Origin of the sequence: Methylomagnum ishizawai, assembly GCF_019670005.1 — a bacterium.
Lineage (GTDB): Bacteria > Pseudomonadota > Gammaproteobacteria > Methylococcales > Methylococcaceae > Methylomagnum > Methylomagnum ishizawai.
Genome location: NZ_AP019783.1, coordinates 2,329,174 through 2,354,983 on the forward strand (window position 1 = coordinate 2,329,174; position 25,810 = coordinate 2,354,983).

Annotated in this window: 20 protein-coding genes; 8 read left to right on the forward strand and 12 right to left on the reverse strand. The window is 63.5% G+C overall.

The window, feature by feature from the left end; all coding sequences use genetic code 11:
• The first annotated feature begins 33 nt into the window (after positions 1-33).
• Positions 34-2,499: a Lon protease family protein gene (locus K5658_RS10610; RefSeq protein ID WP_221063116.1), complete on the forward strand. Its 2,466-nt coding sequence runs from the start codon at positions 34-36 to the stop codon at positions 2,497-2,499.
• Positions 2,492-3,244: a hypothetical protein gene (locus tag K5658_RS10615; protein WP_221063117.1), complete on the forward strand. Its 753-nt coding sequence runs from the start codon at positions 2,492-2,494 to the stop codon at positions 3,242-3,244. Before K5658_RS10610 ends, K5658_RS10615 begins: the two co-directional genes overlap by 8 nt.
• A gap of 7 nt (positions 3,245-3,251) precedes the next feature.
• On the opposite strand, the gene K5658_RS10620 is transcribed toward K5658_RS10615, so the two are convergent.
• A complete protein-coding gene (locus tag K5658_RS10620; protein ID WP_221063118.1) occupies positions 3,252-3,515 on the reverse strand; it encodes a SemiSWEET family sugar transporter in 264 nt (87 codons plus the stop codon).
• A gap of 60 nt (positions 3,516-3,575) precedes the next feature.
• Complete coding sequence (locus K5658_RS10625) at positions 3,576-3,884, reverse strand: c-type cytochrome (protein WP_246628420.1); 309 nt, start codon at positions 3,882-3,884, stop codon at positions 3,576-3,578.
• A 267-nt stretch (positions 3,885-4,151) separates the two neighbouring features.
• On the opposite strand from K5658_RS10625, the gene fliS reads away from it, so the two are divergent.
• Entirely contained in the window at positions 4,152-4,559 is a 408-nt protein-coding gene (fliS, locus tag K5658_RS10630; protein WP_221063119.1) for a flagellar export chaperone FliS, read from the forward strand.
• A 107-nt stretch (positions 4,560-4,666) separates the two neighbouring features.
• A complete protein-coding gene (locus K5658_RS10635) occupies positions 4,667-5,074 on the forward strand; it encodes a hypothetical protein (RefSeq protein WP_221063120.1) in 408 nt (135 codons plus the stop codon).
• Positions 5,075-5,261: 187 nt separating this feature from the next.
• Here the strand turns inward: K5658_RS10635 and K5658_RS10640 are convergent, their stop codons facing one another.
• Positions 5,262-5,531, reverse strand: coding sequence for a DUF2024 family protein (locus K5658_RS10640; RefSeq protein ID WP_221063121.1), 270 nt, complete (start codon positions 5,529-5,531; stop codon positions 5,262-5,264).
• Between the two features lie 261 nt (positions 5,532-5,792).
• On the opposite strand from K5658_RS10640, the gene K5658_RS10645 reads away from it, so the two are divergent.
• A complete protein-coding gene (locus K5658_RS10645) occupies positions 5,793-6,329 on the forward strand; it encodes a MarR family winged helix-turn-helix transcriptional regulator (RefSeq protein ID WP_246628421.1) in 537 nt (178 codons plus the stop codon).
• On the opposite strand, the gene yrfG is transcribed toward K5658_RS10645, so the two are convergent.
• Positions 6,323-6,988 carry a GMP/IMP nucleotidase gene (gene yrfG, locus K5658_RS10650; RefSeq protein WP_221063122.1) on the reverse strand — a complete coding sequence of 222 codons (666 nt, stop codon included), beginning with the start codon at positions 6,986-6,988 and terminating at the stop codon, positions 6,323-6,325. The two genes, K5658_RS10645 and yrfG, sit on opposite strands and share 7 nt — an antisense overlap.
• A gap of 91 nt (positions 6,989-7,079) precedes the next feature.
• Here yrfG and cysQ point away from each other — a divergent pair, with 91 nt between their 5' ends.
• On the forward strand, positions 7,080-7,898 hold the full coding sequence (gene cysQ, locus K5658_RS10655; RefSeq protein ID WP_221063123.1) for a 3'(2'),5'-bisphosphate nucleotidase CysQ: 819 nt from the start codon (positions 7,080-7,082) through the stop codon (positions 7,896-7,898).
• A gap of 43 nt (positions 7,899-7,941) precedes the next feature.
• Here cysQ and K5658_RS10660 read toward each other — a convergent pair whose 3' ends face one another.
• The 8 genes from K5658_RS10660 to K5658_RS10695 form a co-directional block, all read right to left on the reverse strand.
• The gene (locus K5658_RS10660) at positions 7,942-9,003 is read right to left on the reverse strand and encodes an MJ1255/VC2487 family glycosyltransferase (protein WP_221063124.1); all 1,062 of its coding nucleotides are present in this window, start codon (positions 9,001-9,003) and stop codon (positions 7,942-7,944) included.
• The gene (locus tag K5658_RS10665; RefSeq protein WP_221063125.1) at positions 9,000-9,527 is read right to left on the reverse strand and encodes a phosphatase PAP2 family protein; all 528 of its coding nucleotides are present in this window, start codon (positions 9,525-9,527) and stop codon (positions 9,000-9,002) included. Before K5658_RS10665 ends, K5658_RS10660 begins: the two co-directional genes overlap by 4 nt.
• Positions 9,528-9,689: 162 nt before the next feature.
• Entirely contained in the window at positions 9,690-11,129 is a 1,440-nt protein-coding gene (locus K5658_RS10670; protein WP_221063126.1) for a glutamate synthase subunit beta, read from the reverse strand.
• A 91-nt stretch (positions 11,130-11,220) separates the two neighbouring features.
• Entirely contained in the window at positions 11,221-15,849 is a 4,629-nt protein-coding gene (gene gltB / locus K5658_RS10675) for a glutamate synthase large subunit (RefSeq protein WP_221063127.1), read from the reverse strand.
• A 374-nt stretch (positions 15,850-16,223) separates the two neighbouring features.
• Positions 16,224-16,508, reverse strand: coding sequence for a RyR domain-containing protein (locus K5658_RS10680; RefSeq protein ID WP_221063128.1), 285 nt, complete (start codon positions 16,506-16,508; stop codon positions 16,224-16,226).
• A 40-nt stretch (positions 16,509-16,548) separates the two neighbouring features.
• Positions 16,549-18,465: a hypothetical protein gene (locus tag K5658_RS10685; RefSeq protein ID WP_221063129.1), complete on the reverse strand. Its 1,917-nt coding sequence runs from the start codon at positions 18,463-18,465 to the stop codon at positions 16,549-16,551.
• Between the two features lie 180 nt (positions 18,466-18,645).
• On the reverse strand, positions 18,646-22,170 hold the full coding sequence (locus K5658_RS10690; protein WP_221063130.1) for an ATP-binding protein: 3,525 nt from the start codon (positions 22,168-22,170) through the stop codon (positions 18,646-18,648).
• Positions 22,171-22,345: 175 nt separating this feature from the next.
• Positions 22,346-23,164, reverse strand: coding sequence for a M48 family metallopeptidase (locus tag K5658_RS10695; RefSeq protein ID WP_221063131.1), 819 nt, complete (start codon positions 23,162-23,164; stop codon positions 22,346-22,348).
• A 147-nt stretch (positions 23,165-23,311) separates the two neighbouring features.
• On the opposite strand from K5658_RS10695, the gene acs reads away from it, so the two are divergent.
• Together acs and glnK are read left to right on the forward strand one after the other, a co-directional pair.
• Positions 23,312-25,249, forward strand: a complete 1,938-nt coding sequence (gene acs / locus K5658_RS10700) for an acetate--CoA ligase (protein ID WP_221063132.1) — start codon at positions 23,312-23,314, stop codon at positions 25,247-25,249.
• A gap of 23 nt (positions 25,250-25,272) precedes the next feature.
• The gene (glnK, locus tag K5658_RS10705) at positions 25,273-25,611 is read left to right on the forward strand and encodes a P-II family nitrogen regulator (protein ID WP_085214142.1); all 339 of its coding nucleotides are present in this window, start codon (positions 25,273-25,275) and stop codon (positions 25,609-25,611) included.
• Positions 25,612-25,810 lie beyond the last annotated feature (199 nt).

The following is a 25,810-nucleotide window of genomic DNA, read 5'->3' on the forward strand; positions in this document are numbered from 1 at the left end:
CCCGCCCCGAACCCCACCCCCGGAGGAACCACCATGACGGACCATCAGACCTCCCTGCCGCCCGGACGTCTTTATAGCGCCTGCGATCCGGCCGATTTCCCGTTCCAGACCACCGCCGAACTGGCCGATATCGGCATCGCCGTCGGCCAGGAGCGGGCCTTGGATGCCTTGCGCTTCGGCCTTGGCATGGGCCGGGAAGGCTTCAACTTGTTCGCCCTGGGACCGCCCGGCGCGGGCAAGGCCACCGTGGTGCGGGAGGTGGTCGCCCGCGAGGCCGAACACCGGCCCGCTCCCGACGATTGGTGTTATGTCCATAATTTCGCCGAGCCGTCCAAGCCCAAGGCGTTGCGCCTGCCCGCGGGACTGGGGCGGCGCTTCGCCGAGGACGTGGCGCGGACCCTCGAAGAACTGGTCGGGGCCATTCCCGCCGCGTTCGAGGGCGAGGAATACCGGGCGCGGGTCGAGGAGATCGAGGAGGAGGCCAAGGAACGCGAAAGCCACGCCATCGAGGAGTTGCGCCGGGAAGCGGCCCGCCAGCATATCGCCTTGATCGAGACCCCGACCGGCTTCGCCTTCGCGCCCATCGACCCCAAGGACGAGGTGTTCAGCCCGGACCGTTTCCGCCAACTGCCCGAGGGCGAACAACAGGAAATCCAGGAAAATATCGCCCATCTGCACCAGCAACTGACCAAGCTGCTGCGGCAGTTCCCGGCTTGGCGGCGCGAGGCCAAGCACAAGCTCAAGGCGCTGAACCGGGAAATCGCCGGTTTCGCCATCGGCCATCCCATGGAGGAATTGCGGGCCGATTATGCCGCCGTCGAGCCGGTGGCCGCCCATCTCGACCTGATGCGGCGCGAACTGATCGACCATGCCGACGATTTCTTTCCCAAGGCCGAGGGTGGCGGCGGGATGGCGGCGGTGTTGCTGGGGCAGGGCCAGGGCCACCAGGGCCACCAGGGCCAGCGCGCCAATCCTTGGCAGCGCTACGCGGTGAACCTCCTGGTCGATCACGGCGGCGAGCGCAACGCCCCCATCGTCTGCGAAAACCTGCCCACCCAGGCCAATCTGATAGGCCGGGTCGAATACCAAGCGCTGATGGGCGCTTTGATCACCGATTTCACCATGATCAAGGCGGGTGCCTTGCACCGGGCCAATGGCGGCTATTTGATATTGGACGCCCGCAAACTGCTGATGCAGCCCTACGCCTGGGAAAGCTTGAAGCGCACCCTGGAAACCGGGGATATCCGCATCGAGCCTTTGGAACGGACCTTGGGTTTCCTTAGCACCGCGACCCTGGAGCCCGAGCCTATTCCCCTGGATATCAAGGTGATCCTGACCGGGGACCGCGCTTTGTATTATTTGCTCAGCCTGTACGATCCCGAGTTCCGGGAACTGTTCAAGGTCGCCGCCGATTTCGAGGAAACCATGGACCGCGACGCCGGCGGCCATGCCCTGTATGCCCGGTTGATCGGCAGCCTGGCCCGGCGCAACGGCCTCAAGCCCTTGGAGCGGGACGCGGTGATCCGGGTGGTGGAATGGTCGGCCCGCCGGGTCGAGGACAGCGAAAAACTCTCCACCCATTGGCGCGGCCTGGATGATTTGCTGAAGGAGGCCGATTACTGGGCCGGGCAGCGGAACCAAGCGGCCATCGCCCGCGAGGATGTGCAGACCGCCATCGACCAGCAAATCCGCCGTTCCGACCGCATCCGCGAGCGGATTTACGAAGCCATCCGCCGCGAGACCCTCTTCATCGATACCGAAGGCGGCGTGGTCGGCCAGATCAACGGCTTGTCGGTCATCAGCCTGAACGGTTTCGCCTTCGGCCAGCCCGCCCGCATCACCGCCACCACCCGGCTGGGCGCGGGCAAGGTGGTCGATATCGAGCGCGAAACCGCCCTGGGCGGCGCGTTCCATAGCAAGGGCGTGATGATCCTGTCCGCCTTCCTCGCCGCCCGCTATGCGCCGGGCCAGCCGTTGGCCTTGGCCGCGAGTCTGGTGTTCGAGCAATCCTATGGCCTGGTCGATGGCGATAGCGCCTCGCTGGCGGAATTGTGCGCCATCCTGTCCTCGTTGGCGGAGCTGCCGATCCAGCAGCGGTTCGCGGTGACGGGTTCGGTCAACCAGCAGGGCCGGGTCCAGCCCATCGGCGGGGTGAACGAGAAGATCGAGGGCTTCTTCGATATCTGCCGCGAATCCGGGCTGAGCGGACAACAGGGCGTGATTATCCCCGCGGCCAATATCAAACACCTGATGTTGCGCCGGGACGTGGTGGACGCGGTGGCGGCGGGACGGTTCCAGGTCCATGCCGTGTCCTCGGTCGATCAGGCGCTGGCTTTGCTGATGGGCCGGGAGGCCGGGGCGCGGGACGCCGCCGGGCGGTTCCCCGCCGACAGTGTGAATGGCCGGGTGGAGCGCCGTTTGCTCGAATGGGCGGATATCCGTAGGCGCTTGGCCCAGTCCGGGCAATCCGAGCAGGGCGGGGGGGACGGCCATGGCTGAGCAAGACGTCCTCCAAGCCGCCCGGATCGTGGTGGCGTTGAACCTGTTGCGGAACGAGTCCGAGGTGTTGGAACTGGCGGCGGCGCTGGCGGCGCGTAAACAGGTCCGCTTGCTGGCGTTATGGGTGGAAGACGCCAATCTCGCCAACCTGGCCGGATTGCCCTTCGCACGGGAAGTCTGCCGCGATTCCGCCGCCGAGCGCGGGCTGGACCGCCTCCGGTTGGAACGCGCCCTGCGTGCCCGTGCCGGGCGTATCCAAGCCTTGTTGTCCCGCCTGAACCAGCGCCTGAGCATCGAGGTCGGTTTCAAGGCCGTGCGCGGGCCGTTCATGGCGACGGTGTTCGAGGAGGCGGGACAGGTCGATATCCTGTGCCTGGGCCATAAGGCCGGGCGGCCTTTCCAGCCCGCGGCGGCCCCGGTGTGGACGGTGTACGACGGCTCCGCCGCGGGCGGGGCGGCTTTGCGTCTGGCGGAGGACTTGGCGCGGGGCGAGGGCCGCGGCTTGTCGGTGGCGCTGCCGGTGGCGGAAGGGGGCGGATTCCAGGCCTTGGCGGCCCAGGTCTTGTCGCGTTGCGCGGAGGGCGGGCGGGTGCCGGGCTTGTTCCCGGTCGAGTCCGGGGACGGGGCGCAGCTATTGCGGCGGATGCGGCAGTCCGGTTGCCGGGTGTTGGTATTGGCGCGGCGCGGCGCCGATCTGGTGCCGGTTTTGGCCGAGCAGGGGATTTATCCTTTGATCCTGGTGTGAGCCGGGCTCAAGCCCTGGGCCGGTAGTGGTATTTCAGGACGATCACCACCAAGGCCAGGCACAGGGTGATGGCGTTGGCGACGATGATGGGCTTGGCGTCGAGCAGATAGCCGTAGAGCAGCCACAGGCCCACGCCCGCGCTGAACAGCGCGAACATCCCATACGACACATCCTGGCCGGACTTGCTCCGCCAAATCTTCAACACCTGTGGCACGAAGGACACGGTGGTCAGGCCGCCCGCGGCCAATCCCAATAGATCGATGGTTTCCATAGCGCTCGTTTGGAAGGGGCGGGGCCGTCGTGCCCGCGGGCGCGGCGGCCCCGGTCTGGTCTATTCGGGTTTCAGGCCGGAGAAATAGGCCGCCAAATCCTCGATCTGCTGATCGCTCAGCGATCCGGCCATGCCGTTCATCATCGGGGCGTTGCGGGACTTGTCCCGGTAGGCCTTGAGGGCGGTGATGAGATAGCCTTTCTTTTGTCCCGCCAAGTTGGGGAAGCTGTCGGCGGCGCTGATGCCCTTGGCTCCGTGGCAGCCCGCGCACAGGCCGGTGGCCGTGGCCTTGGCGGCTTCCGCGTCGGCCCGCGCGGCGGTGCCCACCGCCATCAGTCCCGCTATCGCTAATACAGATAGAGTACGCATGGATTCCTCCTGGGGATCGATAGGTCGTACTTGTGGTAGAGCGGCCCGCCGTCGGGCGGACCCGGCGCTCTAGGATAGCAAGGCCGGACCCCGGCTCCCAAGCGTCCCTTGTCCGGGCAACGCCGGGCGGGTCGAAAAACTTGGGGCCGGGCCGCTCAAGTCGCCGGGGGCCGGGCCGATATAGCCTGTTAGGAACGGCGGGATGTCCGCCCCGGCGGGCCGACGATCAGCTTCCGACCCAAACTATCTGAACTATAGAGGCGACTTATGAAACCCGCGCAATACGCTTTGAGGGAATATCAACAGAACCAGCTCGATGCCGGCGTGGCCTACGCCGATCCGCATACCTTGATCGCGATGCTCTTCGATGGCTTGCAGGACCGCATCGCCGTCGCCAAGGGCAGCATCGGGCGCGGTGCCTATGGCGAGAAGGCCAGGGTCATCGGCAACGCCATCGAAATCCTCAACTACCTGCAATCCTGCCTCGATCCCGGCCAGGGCGGCGACATCGCCATCAACCTGGACCGGCTCTATGGCTATATGATCGAGCGTCTGTTCCTGGCCAGCTCCCGCAACGATATCGCCATGTTGGACGAGGTCGGCGATTTGGTCCGGGAGATCAAGGAAGGCTGGGACGGCATCCGCGAGGTGGTGCGGGCCGGGGCGTCGTCGTGAATGCTGTGGGTCCGTCCGGCGCGGCCCGGCAAAAACCTAGCCAGGGTGGCGGTTCCCAAGCATAATAAAAGGCTTTTACGCCTGACCCGAACCCCCTAGGTTGCCCTATGAGAAAAATCCTGATCGCTATTTGCGCGGTATCCGCCCTGGCCGCTTGTTCGACCAAGGAACAGACCGGGCTGAAGGAAATCCTGGTCGACAAGTTCAAGGACGATCAAGACCTGAAAGATTATAAGCTCGATCCCGAACCCGTCGCCGAGTGCGTGGTGAAGGAAATCACCGATTCCTTGCCGGGATTCGCCGGCGACCCGCGCCGTGAGCAGTATTTCGAGGCCTATGCCCGCTTCCTCAGCGTCAGGTCCCCCAACGACGCGGAGAAGGCCATCACCGATTACACCCAGTTGTTCGGTTCGGCCAAGCGGGCCCGCGAAGCCGCCAACGGCGTGACCGAGTTCGTGATGAACTGCATGGGCAAGGCCATCGATAAGGTGGGCGGCGGCGAGCCCGGCCAATAATCAACCCCTTCCCATCGAACAAGCCATTTATCCCTCCGCCGCGGGGGGGTAAATGCCCGCCCGCCGGGTCCTATGCCACAATGAAGGCGTATGGACCCCGATCCCGACCGGACCTTCTCCCCCGCGCCCTGGGAATTTTCCACCCACCGCTGGTATCGCCGCGCCTCCACGGACGCGGTGTCGCGCTTCAGTCCCGCGGGCAACCCTCCAGCTTGTAGATGGCATAGCCCCGCGCCGCGATTTCCCCGAGCACGTCTTCCGGCGCGTCCGGCGTGCTATGGCAGTAGGCGCAATTCTCCGGGTTGACCTGGGCGTCGGGCGCGCCGATGGTGGCCAGCCAGGCGCGTGCGGCCCGCAGGGCCAGGGCCGGGTCGTTCTCGGGCAGGACCACATCGAAATGCAGGATGCCGCCCGTGGCGCGGGTGGCGAAGGTATCGAAGACATGGAAGGCGTTCATGGGTTGGGTTCCTGGATGGGGATGGAAAAAAGCAGCGCCGCCGGGGGAGGCCGGTTCGGAACCGGTCGCGGGCGGCGCTCCAGGCTTGAGGAAATGGGGAGTCGTTTGAAAAAGTATTGTGTCGATACTATTATCGGAGCCTAGCCTTGTCAATAACGATCGATCCGCGACCACCGTGCTTATGAACACCGACGCCATCTATGAATATCTGGAACGTACTATGAATATCTGGAACGTATCGCCAACCTGCTCCGTACCGACGTGCGCAGGACGGGGATCGGCAACGGGTTGCAACCGGTGCAATTGGAAGCCCTGCACTATCTCAGCCGCTGCAACCGCTACAGCAACACCCCGGTGGCCGTGGCCGAATTCCTGGGGCTGACCAAGGGCACCGTCTCGCAGACCCTGGGGGTGCTGGAGGCCAACCGCCTGATCGAGAAGCAGGCCGACGCCAAGGACCGCCGGGTGGTGCATCTGCGCCTGACCGAGGCCGGGGCGCATGTGGTGGCGGAATCGGTCCCGCCGCAGGTGCTGAAATCGGCTTTCGATGGCCTGAGCGCCACCGAGGCGGGCGAGGTGTTGGGGGTGTTGGATTGGGTGCTGCGGCGCTTGCAGCAGGCCAACGGGCTCAAGACCTTCGGTGCCTGCAAGACCTGCCGCCATCATCTAGTGGAAGCCGGTGGCGGGCGGCGTTGCGGACTCACCACCGAGGCGCTGTCCGAGGTGGACGCGGAGCAGCTTTGCCGCGAACATGGGCATCCCACCACCCAGGCCCGGCCCATGGAGGGGGCCTATTGAGCCGCCCCGGTCGCGAGCAATTCCCGGAAATCATGGATGGCGGGGAATTCGTCGATCTCGCGGGGCGGACGCCGCGAATCGTTCTTGCGGATGGCGATTAGATGGGCGATGCCGAAGCGCCGCGCCGAGCGCAACACCGGGAGGCTGTCGTCGGCCAGCAGGGTCCGCGCCGGGTCGAAAGGCTCGATGCCGCCCAATTTCTCCCAGAACACCGGGTCTTCCTTGGGATGGCCGAGGCTATGGGAGCTGACGATGTGGTCGAAAAAAGCGTGGAGCCGGGTGCGTTCCATCTTGAGGCCGAGGCTCTTGGGATGGGCGTTGGTGACCAGCACCAGGCGCTTGTCCAGGGCGCGGACCCCGTCCAGGAACTCGGTGACATGCGGCAGCACGGCGATCAGCCCGGCGATTTCCGCCTTCATGTCGGCGATATCGAGCTGCAATTGTTCGCTCCAATAATCCAGGCAATACCATTCCAAGCGGCCTTCGGTGGCCTTGAAGCGCGGCCCCAGCCGGGCCGTGGCTTCCTCCAGGCCCAGGCCATGGCGTTCGGCATAGCGCCGGGGCACGAATTCCAGCCAGAAATGGTTATCGAAATTCAGGTCCAGCAACGTGCCGTCCATATCGAGAAACACGCTGCTAATATTTTGCCATTCGATCATAGGATAATATTTCCCTTGCCAGCCTTATCATCTAAGCCCCTTCCTCCCAAACCCACCCCACCCAGTGAGCAGCAACCGCGGATTCCAAGCCATGCCCATTAGAAAAGAACCCTCGCATTTCCTCGAACCCGTCATCGCGCTCGCCAAGGAGGCCGGCCGCCGTATCATGGAGATTTACGAATCGGACTTCCGGGTCGGCGTCAAGGAGGACAATTCCCCCCTGACCGCCGCCGACCTGGCTTCCCACCATTGCCTGGTCGAGGGCTTGGAAGCCCTGCGCCCGGCCTATCCGGTGCTGTCCGAGGAATCCAAGGCCTTGCCCTTCGAGACCCGTTCGGCCTGGGAAACCTATTGGTTGATCGATCCCCTGGACGGCACCAAGGAGTTCGTCAAGCGCAACGGGGAATTCACCGTCAATGTCGCCTTGATCCACCGCCACCTGCCGGTGCTGGGCGTGGTCTACGCCCCGGCCAAGGATTTGTGCTATTTCGCTTCCGAAGGCTGCGGGGCGTTCCACCAAGCGGGCGGGGCCGAACCCGGCAGCCTGCATGTCTGGACCCAGGCACCGCACAGGCTGCGCGTGGTGGGCAGCCGCTCCCATGGCGGGGAAGCCCTGGACCTTTATCTGAGCCGGGTCGGCGAACACGAACTGGTGTCCATCGGCAGTTCGCTCAAGCTGTGCTGGGTGGCCGAGGGCAGCGCCGACCTCTATCCCCGTATCGGTCTGACCTCGGAATGGGATACGGCGGCGGCGCATTGCGTGGTGAAGGAGGCGGGTGGCCAAGTGACCGATTTGGCGGGGCGTCCTTTGTTGTACAACACCAAGGAATCCCTCCTCAATCCGTATTTCCTGGTGTTCGGCGACAAATCCAGGGATTGGAGCGGCTACGCGGCGGGCATCGAGGGCTAGGCCCGGCGCGGCGGAACCCGGCCTGGGTTCCGCCCCGTGGGCTTCACGCCGGAACGGCCTGGAGCGCGTGGTTGGCGGGGTCGCGGTAGACCACCCGGTCCCAGATGCTCATGGCCCAATCCAGGTCCACCCGCCATTCGCCCTTGAGCAACCATTCCACGATGGCCTGCCCCACGTCCGGGAACACCACCTGGATGGTCCGGCCATTTTTCAGCCAATAATCCACCGCCACCGCGTCCAATTCCGGCATCACCGCGCCCAGCTGGGTTTCCTCCAGGGCCAGGGCGTTGGAGAGCTGTTCCATCTGCGCCCGCAAGGGTTTCACCAAGAGCTTCTTGCCCATTTGCAGGGCTTCGCAGGCCAGCTCGAAACCGGCATTGCAAATCACGCCGGCCGCGTCCCTGAGATCGTTTTGGAAACCGGCGCGGGAAAGCTGTTTGATATGGATATGCGGGGGTTTATGCTCGATGTAATGGTGGGTATAGACATGGAACTGATAATCCCGGAAACCCTGGAATAGGCGCACGATATCGTGGATTTCCTCGAAGGGCAGGTAGACCAGTATCTTGTCGGGCTGGACCGGGCCGGGTTCCGGGGTTTCGATCACCGGCGGCAGGATCGGCTGGCCGAAATGGTGCCAATGCAGGCCCAGCCCGGTGGTGGCGGGCGCGAAATAGCGCATGATATTGCGGGCGAAAATATCGTCCCCGGTGATGGGGATATCCTGCGGGAAGGCGTATTGGTGGCCGAGGCCGATGGTCTTGATACCGCGCAACCGCGCCGCCCAGGCGGTCACGGGTTCGAAATCGGTGATGACCAGATCATATCCGGACAGGTCCAGCGATTGGATATCCCGCCAGAAATGGGTGGGATTGTTCTCGATGGCGGTTTTGAGATAACTGACCCGGCCCGCGTGGGTGTGGAAGGTCAGGCCCCGCCGCCATTGGTAGTCCCCGAACACCTCCATCTCGAACAATTGCTCCCAAGGGCGGCCCGTGAACAAATAAGTGACCTCTATCCCGGCGGCCCGGAGGCGTGGTGCCATGACCCGCGCCCGGGTGATATGTCCATTGCCCGTGGCCTGGACGCCATAAAATATCTTCACGTACCAAGTATCCTCATGCTGAACAGGGCGATGCTGGTGCCCATGGTGGCGCCTACCAAAATATCGGTGGGGAAATGCACCCCGAGGAATATCCTAGACAAACCGACGCCGCTTGCCCAGAGGTAGGCGGGCACGGCCAGCGCGGGATGGAAATAGGTCAAGAGGGTCGCCATGAGGAAGGCGGCGGAGGTATGGCCCGAGGGGAAGCTGAACTGGTCGGAAGGGATGATGAAACTGCGGAAATCGAACAGGGCGTCCTGGGGGCGGTTGCGCTTGAACCAATTCTTGAGGACGAAATAGACCGGGCGTTCGAGCAGGAAGGCGGCCAGCCCTGTGGTCAGGAACAGCCGGTCGGCGGGCAGTCCGGTGTAGAACAGATAGACCGCGAACAGGGCGTACAGGCCGCCATCGCCGGAACGGGAGACCCAGCGGCTGATTTGGGTGAAGACCGCGAGATGTTTACGGGCCATGACCCAGTAGAACATCGATACATCGTATTGATGGATGGTGGATAAGAGCTTCATGACCGCTCCTCTATTGTTGTTGGAATAATGCGTTAACAGCGTAGGTCGGACGGATGACGGCGGAGTGAACCCAAGATGAAAAGTTAATGACGGGGAAATGGTCCAAAAAAAAAGGGGGTCTATCAAGACCCCCTTTCGCTCGACGGGTGGCGGCGGCCGGCCTCAGCGTGGTAGCTCGGAAGCGCCCATCAGGTATTCATCGACGGCGCGGGCGCATTGCCGGCCTTCGCGGATGGCCCAGACTACCAGGGATTGGCCGCGGCGCATATCGCCGGCGGTGAAGACCTTGTCGATGGAGGTGCGGTAGTCCAAGGTGTTGGCCCTGACGTTGCGGCGCTCGTCGAGATCGACCCCGAGTTCCTGCAACATGCCGCCATGGACCGGATGCACGAAACCCATCGCCAGCAGCACCATGTCGGCTTTCAGGCTGAATTCGCTGCCGGGCACCTTGCCCATGACCCAGCGCCCGCCTTCGTTCTTCCATTCCACCTTGACGCAGTTGATCTGCGTGACCTGGCCGTTTTCGCCTTCCAGCGACACGGTATCGACGCTCCACATGCGCTCGCAGCCTTCCTCGTGGGAGCTGGAAGTGCGGAGCTTGTTGGGCCAGTTCGGCCAGGTGGTGGACTTGTTTTCCTTCTCCGGGGGCTTGGGCATGATCTCAAGCTGGGTGACGGAGGCCGCGCCGTGACGGTTCGAGGTGCCGATGCAATCGGAGCCGGTGTCGCCGCCGCCGATGACCACGACGTGCTTGCCCTTGGCGCTGAGGCTGATGTCTTCCGGCAGGGCGTCGCCCGCGTTGCGCTTGTTCTGCTGGGGCAGGAATTCCATGGCGAAATGCACGCCCTTGAGTTCGCGCCCTGGAACGGTGAGGTCGCGGGGATGTTCGGAGCCACCGGCCAGGACCACGGCGTCGAATTCATCGACCAATTGCCGGGCCGGGATATCCTTGCCGATATGCCAGTTGGGGCGGAACACCACGCCTTCGGCCTGCATCTGGGCGATGCGGCGGTCGATGTGGTGTTTTTCGAACTTGAAGTCGGGGATGCCGTAGCGCAAGAGGCCGCCGATGCGGTCGTTCTTCTCGAACACGACGACGCTATGCCCGGCCCGCGCCAATTGCTGGGCGGCGGCGAGTCCCGCCGGGCCGGAACCCACGACGGCGACCTTCTTGCCGGTACGGCGGGCGGGGATTTGCGGCTTGACCCAGCCCATTTCCCAAGCCTTGTCGATGATGGTGCATTCGATGGACTTGATGGTGACGGGTTCGTCGGTGAGGTTCAGGGTGCAGGCGGCTTCGCAGGGCGCGGGGCAGATGCGGCCCGTGAATTCCGGGAAATTGTTGGTGCTGTGCAGCACTTCGATGGCGGCCTGGAAATTGCCTTGGTAAACCAAGTCGTTCCAGTCCGGGATGATGTTGTTGATGGGGCAGCCCTGATGGCAGTAGGGGATGCCGCAGTCCATGCAGCGCGCGCCCTGTTTGGCGACTTCCTCTTCGCTCAGCGGAATGACGAATTCCCGGTAATGCTGGGTGCGGTCCGCCACCAGCGTGTAGCGCCTGTCCTGACGCGAGATTTCCATGAATCCCGTGGGTTTGCCCATTATGCTGTTACCTCTTGATGGTGCCTTCCGGCACGCTTGAATCTGTTTTCCGATTTCGGGATGGGCGGGCAGGGGAGCCCGCCGCGTGCCTTCAGTGCCGGACCTCGGCTTGTGCCTTGGTCTTCGCCATCTTCTCCAAAGCCTGCTTGTAATCGACCGGCATGACTTTGACGAACTTGGGCAGGTAGGCCGCCCAATTCTCCAAAATCTGCTTGGCCTTGGCGCTACCGGTGTAGTGGGCATGGCGTTCGACCAAGGCGCGGAGGCGCTGGCCGTCCTGCTTGGTCATGTCGCGCATGACATCGACCAGGCCATGGGTTTCCAGGTCGCCGCCCTGATGGTCCAGGGCTTCCAGCGCGGCGTCTTCCGCCGGGATCGGCTCCAATTCCACCATGGACAGATTACAGCGGCGGTCGAAATCGCCGGTCTCGTCCAGCACATAGGCCACGCCACCCGACATGCCCGCCGCGAAGTTGCGGCCCGTGGTGCCCAGCACCACCACCACGCCGCCGGTCATGTATTCGCAGCCATGGTCGCCCACGCCTTCCACCACCGCCACCGCGCCGGAGTTGCGCACCGCGAAGCGCTCGCCCGCGACGCCGCGGAAATAGCACTCGCCTTGGATGGCCCCGTACAGCACGGTGTTGCCGACGATGATGTTTTCTTCCGGGACGATGGGCGATTCGGCGGGCGGGTAGATGGCGATGCGGCCACCGGACAAGCCCTTGCCGACATAGTCGTTGGCTTCGCCCACGAGTTCGAGGCTGATGCCCGCCGCCAGGAAGGTGCCGAAGCTCTGGCCCGCCGTGCCGTGCATGCGGACATGGATGGTGTCTTCCGGCAAACCGGCATGGCCGTAGCGCTTCGCCACCTCGCCCGAGAGCATCGCGCCCACGGTGCGGTTGAAGTTGCGGACGCCGATGTCGATGCTGACCGGCTTCTTGGTTTCGAGGGCCGGCAGCGCCATGTCGATCAACTGGCGGTCCAGCGCCTGGTCGAGGCCGTGGTCCTGGCTTTCGGTGTTGGCGATGGCGACGCCCGCGCCCGCGGCGGGCTTATACAGCAAGCGCGACAGGTCGATCTTGGACGCCTTCCAATGGGCCACGGCCTTGCGCATGTCGAGGCGGTCGGCTTGGCCGATCATCTCCGCGAAGCTGCGGTAGCCCAGTTTGGCCATGAGTTGGCGCACTTCCTCGGCGATGAAGAAGAAGAAGTTCACCACATGCTCGGGCTGGCCGGTGAAGCGCTTGCGCAGTTCGGGGTCTTGGGTGGCGACGCCGACCGGGCAGGTGTTCAGATGGCATTTGCGCATCATGATGCAGCCCTCGACGATCAGGGGCGCGGTGGCGAAGCCCATTTCGTCGGCACCCAGCAGGGCGGCGATGACCACGTCGCGACCGGTGCGCATGCCGCCGTCGGCTTGCACGCAAATCCGGCCCCGCAGTTTGTTCAACACCAGGGTTTGGTGGGTTTCGGCCAGACCGATTTCCCAGGGCAAACCGGCGTGCTTGATCGAGGTGATCGGGCTGGCCCCGGTGCCGCCATCGTAGCCCGCGATGGTCACATGGTCGGCATGGGCCTTGGCGACGCCCGCCGCGACCGTCCCGACGCCCACTTCCGACACCAGCTTGACGCTGATGCGGGCCGCGGGGTTCACGTTCTTGAGGTCGTGGATGAGCTGCTTCAGGTCTTCGATGGAATAGATGTCATGGTGCGGCGGTGGCGAAATCAGGCCGACGCCGGGGGTCGAATGGCGCACCCTGGCGATGACCGCATCGACCTTGTGGCCTGGGAGCTGGCCGCCTTCGCCCGGCTTCGCGCCCTGCGAAATCTTGATCTGGATGTCGTCGGCGTTGACCAGATATTCGGCGGTCACGCCGAAACGCCCGGAAGCCACCTGCTTGATGGCGGAACGCAGGGAATCGCCGTTGTCCAGCGGTTTGAAGCGCTCCGGCAATTCGCCGCCCTCGCCGGTGTTGGACTTGCCGCCGATGCGGTTCATGGCGATGGCGAGCGTGGTATGGGCTTCATAGGAAATCGAGCCGAACGACATCGCACCGGTGGCGAAGCGCTTGACGATGTCCTTGGCGGATTCCACTTCTTCCAGCGGTACCGGTTCGCGGTCGTACTTGAAATCCAACAGGCCGCGCAGGGTCAGCAAGCGCTCGTTCTGCTGGTTGATGGATTGGGTGTAATCGAGGTAGGTGTCCCAGTTGTTGGTGCGGGTGGCGTGCTGCAACTTGGAAATGGTTTCCGGCGTCCAGACATGGTCTTCGCCGCGCACCCGGAAGGCGTATTCGCCACCCACGTCCAGCGCGTTCTTGTACAAGGGCGCGTCGCTGTAGGCCATGCGATGGCGTAGCACCGCTTCCTCGGCGATCTCCTTGAAGCCCGCGCCATCGGTGGTGCAGGAGGTGCCCGCGAAATACTGGTTCAGGAAGTCATCGCTCAAGCCGATGGCGTTGAACACCTGGGCGCCGCAGTAGGACTGGTAGGTCGAGATGCCCATCTTCGACATGATCTTGAGCAGCGCCTTGCCGATGGCTTTGATATAGCGCTTGTGGACCTCGTCCTCGGAGATTTTCTCGGACAGGGTCGTGCGCAGGTCGGACAGCGTGTCGAAGGCCAGATAGGGGTTGATGGCTTCCGCGCCATAACCTGCCAGCAGGGCGAAATGATGCACCTCGCGGGCCTCGCCGGTCTCGATCACCAAGCCCACTTGGGTGCGGAGGCCGGTGTTGATGAGGTGGTAATGCACGGCGGAAGTCGCCAACAGCGCCGGGATGGCGATATGGTCGGCATCCATGTCGCGGTCGGACAGCACCAGGATGTTATCGCCCGCGTGGACGGCTTGCTCGGCCTGGGCGCACAGCGATTTCAGCGCCGGTTCCATGCCGCTCGCGCCCGCGTCCGCCGGATAACAGAAGCTCAGGGTGGAAGTCTTGAACGCGCCGCCGGTGCGGGCCTCGATGCGGCGGATCTTCTCCAAATCCTTATTGGTCAGGATCGGCTGGTGCACTTCCAGCCGCTTATGGGTGCCGCCGTGGTTGAGGCCCAGCAGGTTCGGGCGCGGCCCGATGTGGGAGACCAGGGACATGACCAGTTCCTCGCGGATCGGATCGATGGCCGGGTTGGTGACTTGGGCGAAGGCTTGCTTGAAATAGTCGTACAGCAGGCGGGGGCGGGACGACAGCACCGCCAGCGCCGCGTCGGTGCCCATGGAGCCGACCGGTTCCTGGCCGCTCGCCGCCATGGGCTTCAGGAAGAACTTGATGTCTTCCTGGGTGTAGCCGAACGCCTGTTGACGGTCCAACAGGGTTTGCGAATCCGGCGGCATCGCGGCCACTTCCGGCGGCAGCTTCTCCAACTGGATTTGGGTTTCGCTCAGCCATTGCTGGTACGGGGCTTGGTCGGCCAGTTCCGCCTTGATTTCGGCGTCGTCGATGATGCGGCCTTGCTCGGTGTCGATCAGGAACATCTTGCCGGGCTGCAAGCGCCATTTCTTGACGATCTTGCTTTCCGGGATGTCGAGGACGCCCATTTCCGAGGCCATGACCACGTAGTCGTCATCGGTGATGAGATAGCGGGCTGGGCGCAGGCCGTTGCGGTCCAGGGTCGCGCCGATCTGGCGGCCATCGGTGAAGGCCACGGCGGCGGGGCCGTCCCAGGGTTCCATCAGGGCCGAGTGGTATTCGTAGAAGGCGCGGCGCTTTTCGTCCATCAGGGGATTGCCGGCCCAGGCTTCCGGGATCAGCAGCATCATGGCGTGGACCAGCGAATAGCCGCCCATCACCAGGAGCTCCAGCGCGTTGTCGAAGCAGGCCGAGTCGGATTTGCCGCCACCGATCAAGGGCCAAATCTTGTTGATGTCGTCGCCCAGGAGTTCCGAGGCCATGGAATAGCGGCGGGCCGCCATCCAGTTGATATTGCCGCGCACGGTGTTGATTTCGCCGTTGTGGGCGATCATGCGGAAGGGATGGGCTAAGTCCCAGGTCGGGAAGGTGTTGGTGGAGAAGCGTTGGTGCACCAGGGCCAGGGCCGACACCAAGCGCTCGTCCTGCAAATCCTTATAAAACACGCCGACCTGATCGGCCAGCAGCATGCCCTTGTATACCAGGGTCCGCGAGGAGAAGGACGGGATGTAGAACATCTTGCCTTCGGCCAGGTTGAGGTCGCGGACTTGGTTGTCGATTTGCTTGCGGATGACGAACAGCTTGCGTTCGAAGGTGTTCTGGTCGGCGCAGGTGGCGGCGCGACCTACGAACACTTGGCGGATCACCGGCTCGATGGCCTTGACCGATTCGCCCAGCCCCGCGTTATCGACCGGCACATCGCGCCAACCCAGGAAGCTTTGGCCTTCGGCGGCGATGATGTCTTCGATGATTTTTTCGCAGGCGGCGCGGTGTTCGGGGTTGCGCGGCAGGAACACCATGCCGACGCCGTAGCTGCCGACTGCCGGCAGGGCGAGGCCGAGCTGGGCGCATTCCTCGCGCAGGAAGGCGTCGGGCGTCTGCACCAGAATCCCCGCGCCGTCCCCGGCCAGGGGGTCCGCGCCCACCGCGCCCCGGTGGGTGATATTTCTGAGGATTTCCAGACCCTTGCAAACAATCTCGTGGCTCTTCTGGCCCTTGATGTGGGCGATGAAGCCCACGCCGCAAGCGTCGTGTTCGTTGCGGGGGTCGTACAGCCCCTGCTTGGCGGGGATTGCGTTATAACTCATGGATTAACCTCTATCTACGGGGCGTGGCGAACGACCGTGCAAGGGCGATGCCGCCCTAAGCGGATGCCCTGGGCAGGCGCGATGCGTGGCCGCTGGTATTGGATTTACGGGGTCGGCGGGCGGTTCGGCGGCTGCCGGGCGGACTCAAAATGGCCGGAAAATATAAAGAATTTCGGGGTTTCTTTCAAGTGATACAGGGGTTTGGCGCGGTTGGGCGGGATTGCGGGCGGTTGGGCTGGGTGGAGATGGAAGGGGCACCGAAAGGGGGCAGGGATGGGCGGGGTTTGCACCGATTTTAGGAGCTTGGTCGACGGGCGCGGGGGCCGGGATTTCGGAAGCGGGGTTGCCCCGCCGACCAATAGCTTGAGCATGGCTTAACGCTCGATGCGGTAGCCCAGGGCGATGATGGCTTTCAGGGTTTGCAGGGCGGTTTGGCGGTCGTATTCCTTTTCCGAGTCCGGCAGTTCGGCGTAGGGAATCAGGCAGGGGTGTTCCAGCTTGGCATCGTCGCGCACCGGGCCGAAGCGCCAGCCGTCCGCCAAGCGTTGCGTGGCCCAGGTATCGTGGGTGTGCTCGGCTAGGCGTTCGGTGAGCTGGCGGATGTCTTCCGTGAGCTCGACAGCGGTGGTGTCGATGGGAGTGGGGATATATCCATTCATGGGGAAATTTCCAGCGTTGGGGGAATGCCGGAATTATGGTTCAAATATGCGGCTCCAGCGGTTTGGCCCGGAAAATAACGCGCCAATCGGTGAGTTCCTGGCTCATCGCCTCGTTGGCTTGCTCGGCCAGGCTTTCCAACTTGGCGGCGGAAAGCGGGGTGCCGCCCTGTAGGCTCAATTCATTCACGATACTTTTCAGTTTTTTCAACATGCCTTCGGACCGGTCGGCGACGCGCTTATATTCGCCGTGGCCGAACAAACCGTGGAGGGCCGCGCCCAAGGCGGGCAACACGGCGGCGGCGATGACCGTAATGTCCATGACGTATTCGAGGGTTTTCTTATATTCTTCGAAATGCTCCTGGGCAAAATGTGCGCCTAAATGGATGAGGCAAGCGGCGATAATGGAATACATCAGATAATGCTCTATCGCATGGATCGCCTTGGCGATGTTATTATTGCGGTGGAAGTTCTTGGCGTGATACCGCACCTGATCGCAGAGCAATTCGGCGAGATATTCCATATAGCCTTGCCGGTAGGCTTGGTTAAAACCACCGGCGGGCACGGCGGGAAGACCTTCCGCACGGTTCACCGCTCGCGTCAACCATAACACCCAGCCATAAGAGCGGTCATGCTCCGTTGCGTAGTCGGGCATTTCCAGTGAAACCATGCCGCCAATGGGTAATAAAAACATCCTTTGCCGCAATAACTCGGCCAGTAGGCGGAAGTCAAGCCAGCGTTCATGGAGTTGGCGGCGATGGCAAAGGAACCAAAGCCCCAAAATCATAAAAATCGAGATTAGTTCTCCAAAAGTTAGCCAGGGGGATAGCTTTGCAATCATACCGTCAAATAGGTCTTCAAATATTTTGAATGGACCACTCAACAAGGCCAGAAAAACCGCTACGAAAGTCAATGAAAACATCAGGCAATAGGTGCCACGATATTCGTCGGCGTAGTAAGTCGCAAGGCGATCCGCCCATAGGAAGTGCTTGCGGACATTATTCCTGAGTTCGGTTTCCACCGAGACCGTTGCCGGCGGCGGGACCGGCAGCTTGGTGATCGCTGTCTCGATGGCATCCCACTGGTATAGCGCGCCTTGCTGATAACTGTCGCTCCAGCCATTAAGCTGGCGTTTGCCTAGCGCCGCGAAAAACAGCCGGTAGCTGCTTGCCACGGGGGTTAACTTGGGCTCGGAGTGCTGGAAATAGGCGCAGCGGATGCTATTCCCGCCGACTTCTGGTGGATGCTTGGGAGGATGGGCGGTGCCGTGGTTTTGTTGTTCCTTGCAATCCCGTGCTTGGTTTGGGACTGCGGCGCTGGGGGCTGGTGGCTGGGGTGGCAGGAGGATTTGGCGGATGCGCTGTTCCATGGAATCATCGGCCGCGAGCGCCCGCCAAGCGTTTCCGGTCAATTCGTGGTCGCGGAATTCTATGCAATCCGGCTGATGGGCGAGGATGCGCACGGTCGGAATCCGGTCCCGGCCCGCCCGGGCCACCATGCCGGCGGTGCCGACGGAGGTTTTGTTTTCGATGCCGTCCCATACCGCCAGCAGGATATCCGAGTGGCGCAGCAAGAGTTGGCCCACTTTCCAGTAAGCCAGGTTCTTATCCCCCTCGGTCTGCCGGATTCCGTCGAGTTCAAGAATCCGGTTGCGTGGATCGGCTTGGATTTTTGCCAGTAATCCGTCGAATTCGCCGCGGGTGTCATAGGGATGGTTGGCCTGTTCCTCGAAATCCTTGCGATATTCACCCACCGGGAACGGCAGCGGACATTGCAATTCATAACCCGCCGCAAGCGCAGATTCGGCGGCGATGCGGTCGGCGCCTTCCGCCAGGGGGGAGAGGAGGCGCAGCGCGGGTTGTTCGTCAAGGTCGTAGATTTGGTCCGTCCCCGGCGCTCCGGCAAGGCCGTGAAAGGCTTGGGCGATGCGTTCCAACACCTCGGCGATGCCGGCCCGCAAGGTTTCCTGTTGATCCGGGTTCAGGCGGTTGGGGCGGTGTCCGGTGACGCCCACATTCAAGGCCAGCCGGGGTTTGGGTGGATGCGGTTCAACGGGTGCGTTCATCGCTAACTCCTGGGGTTTGCTTGGGTTGTTTTATCGGATGTCGGTTGCAAAATCGGCGCGGGGGGAGCGGACGGCCTAGCGCTGTTTTCGACCGTTTGGGCTGTTGCCGCTTGTGGCTTCGATCTCGGCGATAAGTCCTTTCGTGCCCTCCAGCGCCTTCCGCCATCGGGCATGGTCCGGTGCCCTGGCGACCAGCGGTTCGAGGAGGGCGAGGGCGGCTTGGAATTCGGCCAGCGCTGCGACGGGTTTTTGCATCTTCCGTAGCAGCAACCCAAGCTTGCCGTGGCTGAAGGCCAGATCGGCTTGCCAACCGGCGTTGGCCGGGTCTTGCGCCGCCAGCTTTTCGGCGATAGCGAGGCTGGCCCTGAAGCTCGCCAGCGCCCCGGCCAAGTCGCCCTGCGCGCTCTGCACGTCGCCGATCCTGTCATGGCTGACCGACAGGTCGCGCTGCCAACCGGCGTTGGCCGGGTCTTGCGCCGCCAGCTTTTCGGCGATAGCGAGGCTGGCCCTGAAGCTCGCCAGCGCCCCGGCCAAGTCGCCCTGCGCGCTCTGCACGTCGCCGATCTTCTCGTAGCTGACCGACAGGTCGCGCTGCCAACCGGCGTTGGCCGGGTCTTGCGCCGCCAGCTTTTCGGCGATAGCGAGGCTGGCCCTGAAGCTCGCCAGCGCCCCGGCCAAGTCGCCCTGCGCGCTCTGCACGTCGCCGATCTTCTCGTAGCTGACCGACAGGTCGCGCTGCCAACCGGCGTTGGCCGGGTCTTGCGCCGCCAGCTTTTCGGCGATAGCGAGGCTGGCCCTGAAGCTCGCCAGCGCCCCGGCCAAGTCGCCCTGCGCGCTCTGCACGTCGCCGATCCTCTCGTAGCTGACCGACAGGTCGCGCTGCCAACCGGCGTTGGCCGGGTCTTGCGCCGCCAGCTTTTCGGCGATAGCGAGGCTGGCCCTGAAGCTCGCCAGCGCCCCGGCCAAGTCGCCCTGCGCGCTCTGCACGTCGCCGATCCTCTCGTAGCTGACCGACAGGTCGCGCTGCCAACCGGCGTTGGCCGGGTCTTGCGCCGCCAGCTTTTCGCGGAGGGCGAGGCTGGCCCTGAAGCTCGCCAGCGCCCCGGCCAAGTCGCCCTGCGCGCTCTGCACGTCGCCGATCATGCTGTGACTGACCGCAAGGTCATTTTGCCAAAGAGCATTATCTGGCCGTTGCGCTGCCAGCTTTTTGGCAATAACCAAACCTGCACGATAGTCAATCAGCGCTCCTTGCAAGTCCCCCAAAGACCGACGTTGATCGCCTCGCCTATTCAGGTTTACCTCTTTCTCTCGCTCCGAATCTTCTGTCTCGCCCCGCAATTCATCGACCCGCCGCAGTAAATCCGCATTCTGCTCGAAAGTCTCTTGCAGGATTTTCAACGTGCCCGGAATGTTTTCGAGCCGGTCGGGCAGTTGGTAAGTCAGCCGGTTCACCATCTCCAAAGCCAGCCCGGCGGCGGTTTCCGCCCTCTTCCGCTCCAGATAATTGAGATAACCGAACCCACCCAAAGCCACCACCACCGCCCCCACGCCGACCCGGAAAAGCCAGCGCCGCCGCCGGATGCGCTGGAGCGACAAATCCAAAAACGCGGCAGTCTCCACATCCAACCTCACCCAGGGCTGCTTCAACAACAGCTTGGCATCCTGCTCCTGCTTGCCCGGATTCAACAGATAACCCACATCGCGCCCGGCTTCCCGCCAGCGTCCGGCGAGTTCCTCCATGCGGGCGCGGATCGCCAGCAATTCGGCATCCTCGGCGATCCATCCGCGCAAGCGCTGCCAAGTGCGCAACAAAGCCTCATGCACCGGCTCCACCGTGGCGGCATGGCTAGCGCCGCTGTCGTCGCTGCTCAGCAAGCGGGCCTCGATCAACCGGCCCACCGCGTCCCATTGCGCCGGATCGTCGCGGAAAGCCGCCAAGGCCGCCCGCCGCCGCAAAGCCTTGCCGCCATCCCAGTCCACCAACTGCCGGAACACATTCCGCACCGCCGCCAGATTCGCCTCGCCCAAAGCTTGCACCGCGTCTTCCGCCGCCTTGGCGACCGCGCCGTCCAAACCGCCCAGCGCGTCGTAATCGGCATAGCTCAACACCGTTTCGCCCCGCTCGCGGGCACGGCGGTATAGCTCGTCCAAGGTGAATTCCAACAAAGGCAAGGCATTGGGATTGGCGGCGGCGTTTTCCAGCAAGCGGGCATCCAAGCGGCGGCCCTCGCGCAGCTCGAAATCCATCCCGGCGGCACGGGCCGGATAACGGATGATTTCGCCCAATTCCGCCTCATTCGGCGGCGATAAATCGTACTGGCCCTCCCCGGCCTTCAACGCGCCCAACACCGGATGCCCGGCGGCCTCGGGATAGAATTCGCCGCGCATCCCCGCCAAAGCCCACACCCGCCCCGCGCCGACCAAGGCTTGAATCGCCGCCAGCAAGGCATCCCGCGCTGTGGCGCCACAGCGGAAGATTTCCTCCAAGGGGTCCACCACCAACACCAGCCGCGCCACCGGTGCGAAATTCCAGCGCCGCTCTTGGCGCAAGCGCTCGGCGGCGGCATCCAGCGCCTTGGACAGGGGACCGGCCAGGCCTTCCGGGTGGTGGGTCAGTTGTTCGGCCAAGGCCAGGCTATCGCCGAAACCGGCTTGCGCCAATTCCGGCAAAGCGCTGTCGGCCAGCAAGGCGGCGGCGAGGCCACGCGGCAAATCGCCGCCCACCGCATCGGCGGGCCGGAACACGGCATGGCGCCACAGGTCCACGCCCGCCACCCGGCGTTGCTCGACCAAAGCGTGCAACAACCCGGCCCGCAGCAACGAGGACTTGCCCGCGCCGCTCGCGCCCAGCACCAGCACGAAAGGCCGCCCGGCGTCGGCCTGCGCCCCGAGCTGCGCCAACACCGCATGGACGGCGGCGTCCCGGCCACGGAAGACCGGCGCGTGTTCCAGATCGAAATAGGCCAAGCCGCGATAAGGCGATTGGTCGCGGGTCCAGGACGGCAGTTCGTCGGTTTCCGTGCGGTATTGCGGGCAATGCTCGCGCAAAGCCATGCGGAGGTGTTCGGTGAGTTGGCGCTCGAAATCGTCGGCGTCGGCGAAGCTGTTGAACCCGGCCTTGAAGTGGTCGTCCGCGCTGCCCAGCCAATGCTGGAGGAATTCGTCCAGCAGGGCCTTTTGCCGCTCTTTGTCGGCCTTGTGGGGATCGGACAGGGAAACCAGTACTTCCGCCGTCTTGCGATAAATCCAAAGGTCCGGCGTTTTCCGGGTGTTCCGATAGCCCGCGACGGCGTCCTCGAACTCGAATTCGGTGCCGGAACGATAGGGCGTGCCGTCGCTGCGCTGGAATTTGTCCTCCGGCAAGCGCGTGCCCAGGCGCGACCACAGGACGCACACCACCAGATCGGTGGCCGAGGGCAGCTTCTTAATTTGGTCTTGGAAATGCTGGTGGGCGCTCTGCGGCTGATGCTCCCAGAAGATCGGTTCCAGGAGGACGTAGCGGTCGAATTCGGTTTGTAGTTTGCGGATGACCCGCTCGGCCCGGCGGCGCTCGTCTTCCACGTCGCCGGGCGAGGAAATGAAGATGGAGAAGGTTTGCATGAAGCGGATTTCCTCCTGTCCGAATAAGGCTACACAGGAGGATTGGGTCGCCGCGCCGTTGGGTTCAATGGCGCGGCATGGTTTCGGGCTAAGGGCCGCGCATCCCCCATCGCGGCGAGCTAGCGCCGATTATAGCCATAAGCTTACACCACAAGGAATTCATCTCCCGCTTGATTCACTTTACTGGCTTGCCCTTACGCGCCGCCTCGTATACCGGCATCAACTGCTGCGCCCGCGCCTGCATGGCGGCGATGCGCGATTGCGGATTGGGATGGGTGCTCAGCCAATCCGAGCCGCTATTGCCGCTGACCTGGATCATCTTCTGCCATAACGTCACCGCCGCGTTGGGATTGAACCCGGCCCGCGCCGCCAGTTCGATGCCGACGCTATCGGCTTCGCTCTCGGCTTGGCGGCTGTTGGGCAGTTGTAGCCCGACCGTGGCGAGGGTGTCCGCCATCCCGGCCAGGCCGCTCACATCGTAGCCCGCCGCCGCCCCCGCCATGACCCCGAGTCCGATCCCCAGCTTCTGCATCTGCACCCGCGACAGCTTCTCGGCTTGATGCGAGAGCAGGGCATGGGAAATCTCATGGCCCAGCACTTCGGCCAGTTCGTCGTCGGTGGGCTGGATGGCTTTGAGCAAGCCGGTATAGACCGCGATCTTGCCGCCGGCCATGCACCAGGCGTTGATTTCGTCGCTTTGGAGGACGTGGATTTCCCAGCGCCATTGGCCGGTTTCCGGGCGCTTCTTGATGGCTTGGGCGATGATGGGCTGGGCGATGGCGCGGACCCGTTGGAGTTGGGCCGGGTTGTCGTCGAGGGCGCGTTGCTGGCTGGCTTGGTTCAGCAACTGGCTATAGGCTTGGGCCGATTGCTGCGCGGCCTGGGCGTCGCTGACCAGGGCGGCCTGGCTACGGCCCGTGATGGGATTGGTGGCGCATCCGGGCAGGCTGGCCAGGAAGGCGGACAGGACGAGGACGTTGGCGAAACGTGGCATGGCGTGGACTCCCGTGGTTGTGGCCCGTGGGCCGATGGCGGGAAAAATACGGCTTTCCCGCGGTTTCCGCCACTCATCACCGGACGCCATTCGGGCTAGAATGGAGCGGTCCGCCATCCCCGGCCCATTTCAGGAGCAACCGCGCCCATGTCTGAAACCCTTTACGAAATCTTCCCGGATATCGCGGCCCAGGCCCATGCCGACACGGCTTTTTACCGGGACACCTATGCCCGTTCGATCCAAGACCCGGAAGGCTTCTGGGCCGAACAGGCGGGCCGGTTCGCGACGTGGTTCGAGCCCTGGAACCACGTCAGCCGGGTGGATTACCAGACCGCGCAAATCCGCTGGTTCGAGGGCGGCAAGCTCAATGTCAGCTACAACTGCCTGGACCGCCATCTGGCCGAACGCGGCGATCAGACCGCGATCATCTGGGAAGGCGACGATCCGGCGATGGACCGCAAGATCACTTATCGCGAATTGCACGCGGAAGTTTGCCGTTTCGCCAACGCGCTCAAGGCCAAGGGCGTGGGCAAGGGCGACCGGGTGTGCATCTATATGCCGATGATTCCCGAGGCGGCGGTGGCGATGCTGGCCTGCGCCCGGATCGGCGCGGTGCATTCCATCGTGTTCGGCGGGTTTTCTGCCGACGCCTTGCGCGACCGCATCCTCGACGCCGATTGCCATACCGTGGTTTGCGCCGACGCGGGACGGCGCGGCGGCAAGACCGTGCCCTTGAAGGCGAATATGGACGAGGCTTTGCGCGCCTGCCCCAATGTCGTCACGGCTTTCGTGGTGCGCAATACCGGCGCGGCGGTGGACTGGGTGGAAGGGCGGGATGTGTGGTATCACGCGGCGGTGGCGGCGGCGGACCCCGAATGCCCGCCGGAAACCATGGATGCCGAGGACACCCTGTTCATCCTCTATACCTCCGGTTCCACCGGCAAGCCCAAGGGGGTGTTGCACACCACCGGCGGTTATCTGGTCTACGCCGCCATGACCCACCATTATGTGTTCGACTACCAACCGGGCGAGGTGTATTGGTGTACCGCCGATGTGGGCTGGGTGACGGGGCATTCCTATGTGGTCTATGGGCCGCTCGCCAACGGGGCCACGACCCTGATGTTCGAGGGCGTGCCGACCTTCCCGGCTTGCGACCGTTTTTGGCAGGTGATCGACAAGCACCAGGTCAATATCTTCTACACCGCGCCCACCGCCATCCGCGCCTTGATGGCCCAGGGCGACGCCTGGGTTAAAAACACCCGCCGGGAAAGCCTGCGCGTCCTGGGTTCGGTCGGCGAGCCGATCAACCCGGAAGCCTGGGAATGGTATTTCCATGTGGTCGGCGAGGGCCGCTGCCCGGTGATGGACACGTGGTGGCAGACCGAAACCGGCGGCATCCTCATCACCCCGCTGCCCGGCGCGACCCGGCTCAAACCGGGTTCCGCGACCCTGCCATTCTTCGGCGTCGTCCCCGCCATCGTGGACAACGAGGGCAAGGTGCTGGAAGGGGCGTGCGAGGGCATCCTGACCCTCACCCAATCCTGGCCGGGACAGGCTCGCTCGGTGTTCGGCGACCATAAGCGTTTCTTCGAGACCTATTTCTCGGCCTATCCGGGCAAATATTTCACCGGCGATGGCGCCCGCCGCGACGCGGACGGGTATTATTGGATCACCGGACGGGTGGACGATGTGTTGAACGTGTCCGGCCACCGCATGGGCACCGCCGAGATCGAAAGCGCCTTGGTGCTGCACGAGAAGGTGGCGGAAGCGGCGGTGGTGGGTTATCCGCACGACATCAAGGGCCAGGGCATTTATGCCTACGTGACCCTGGTGGCGGGCGAGGAACCCGGCCCCGCGCTGGAAAAGGAATTGATCCAACTGGTACGCAAGGAAATCGGGGCCATCGCCACCCCGGATATCATCCAATGGGCGCCGGCCCTGCCGAAAACCCGTTCGGGGAAGATCATGCGGCGCATCCTGCGCAAGGTCGCCGCCAACGAACTGGGCAACCTGGGCGATATTTCCACCCTGGCGGACCCTTCCGTGGTCGAGGATATCATCGAACACCGGGCCAATAAGAACTAACCGCAATCACCGAGGATAGACGCATGAAATTGATCACCGCCATCATCAAGCCGTTCAAATTGGACGATGTCCGGGAAGCCCTGTCGGATATCGGCATCACCGGCATCACCGTGACCGAAGTCAAGGGTTTCGGTCGCCAGAAGGGCCACACCGAGCTTTACCGCGGCGCGGAGTATGTGGTCGATTTCCTGCCCAAGGTCAAGGTCGAGGTGGCCGTCACCGATGGCCTGCTCGACCAGGCGGTCGATTGCATCATCAAGGCCGCCAATACCGGCAAGATCGGCGATGGCAAGATTTTCGTGTACAGCCTGGACCAGGCCATCCGCATCCGCACGGGTGAGACGGGCGAGCAGGCGGTTTGAGGGACGAACGAAATATCGGGGCGGGCGCAATCGCCGCGTCCGCCCGCGATCTTGGGGCGTGGTCACGCGGGATCGTATCCAATCCAGAGGGTAATCCAGCCATGAGCATCCAATTCACCGCCGTTTTCCGTAGAGTCTCCCAAGGCTATATCGCCTTCGTCGAGGAGTTGCCAGGAGCCGCGGATGGTTGGTGGTGTTC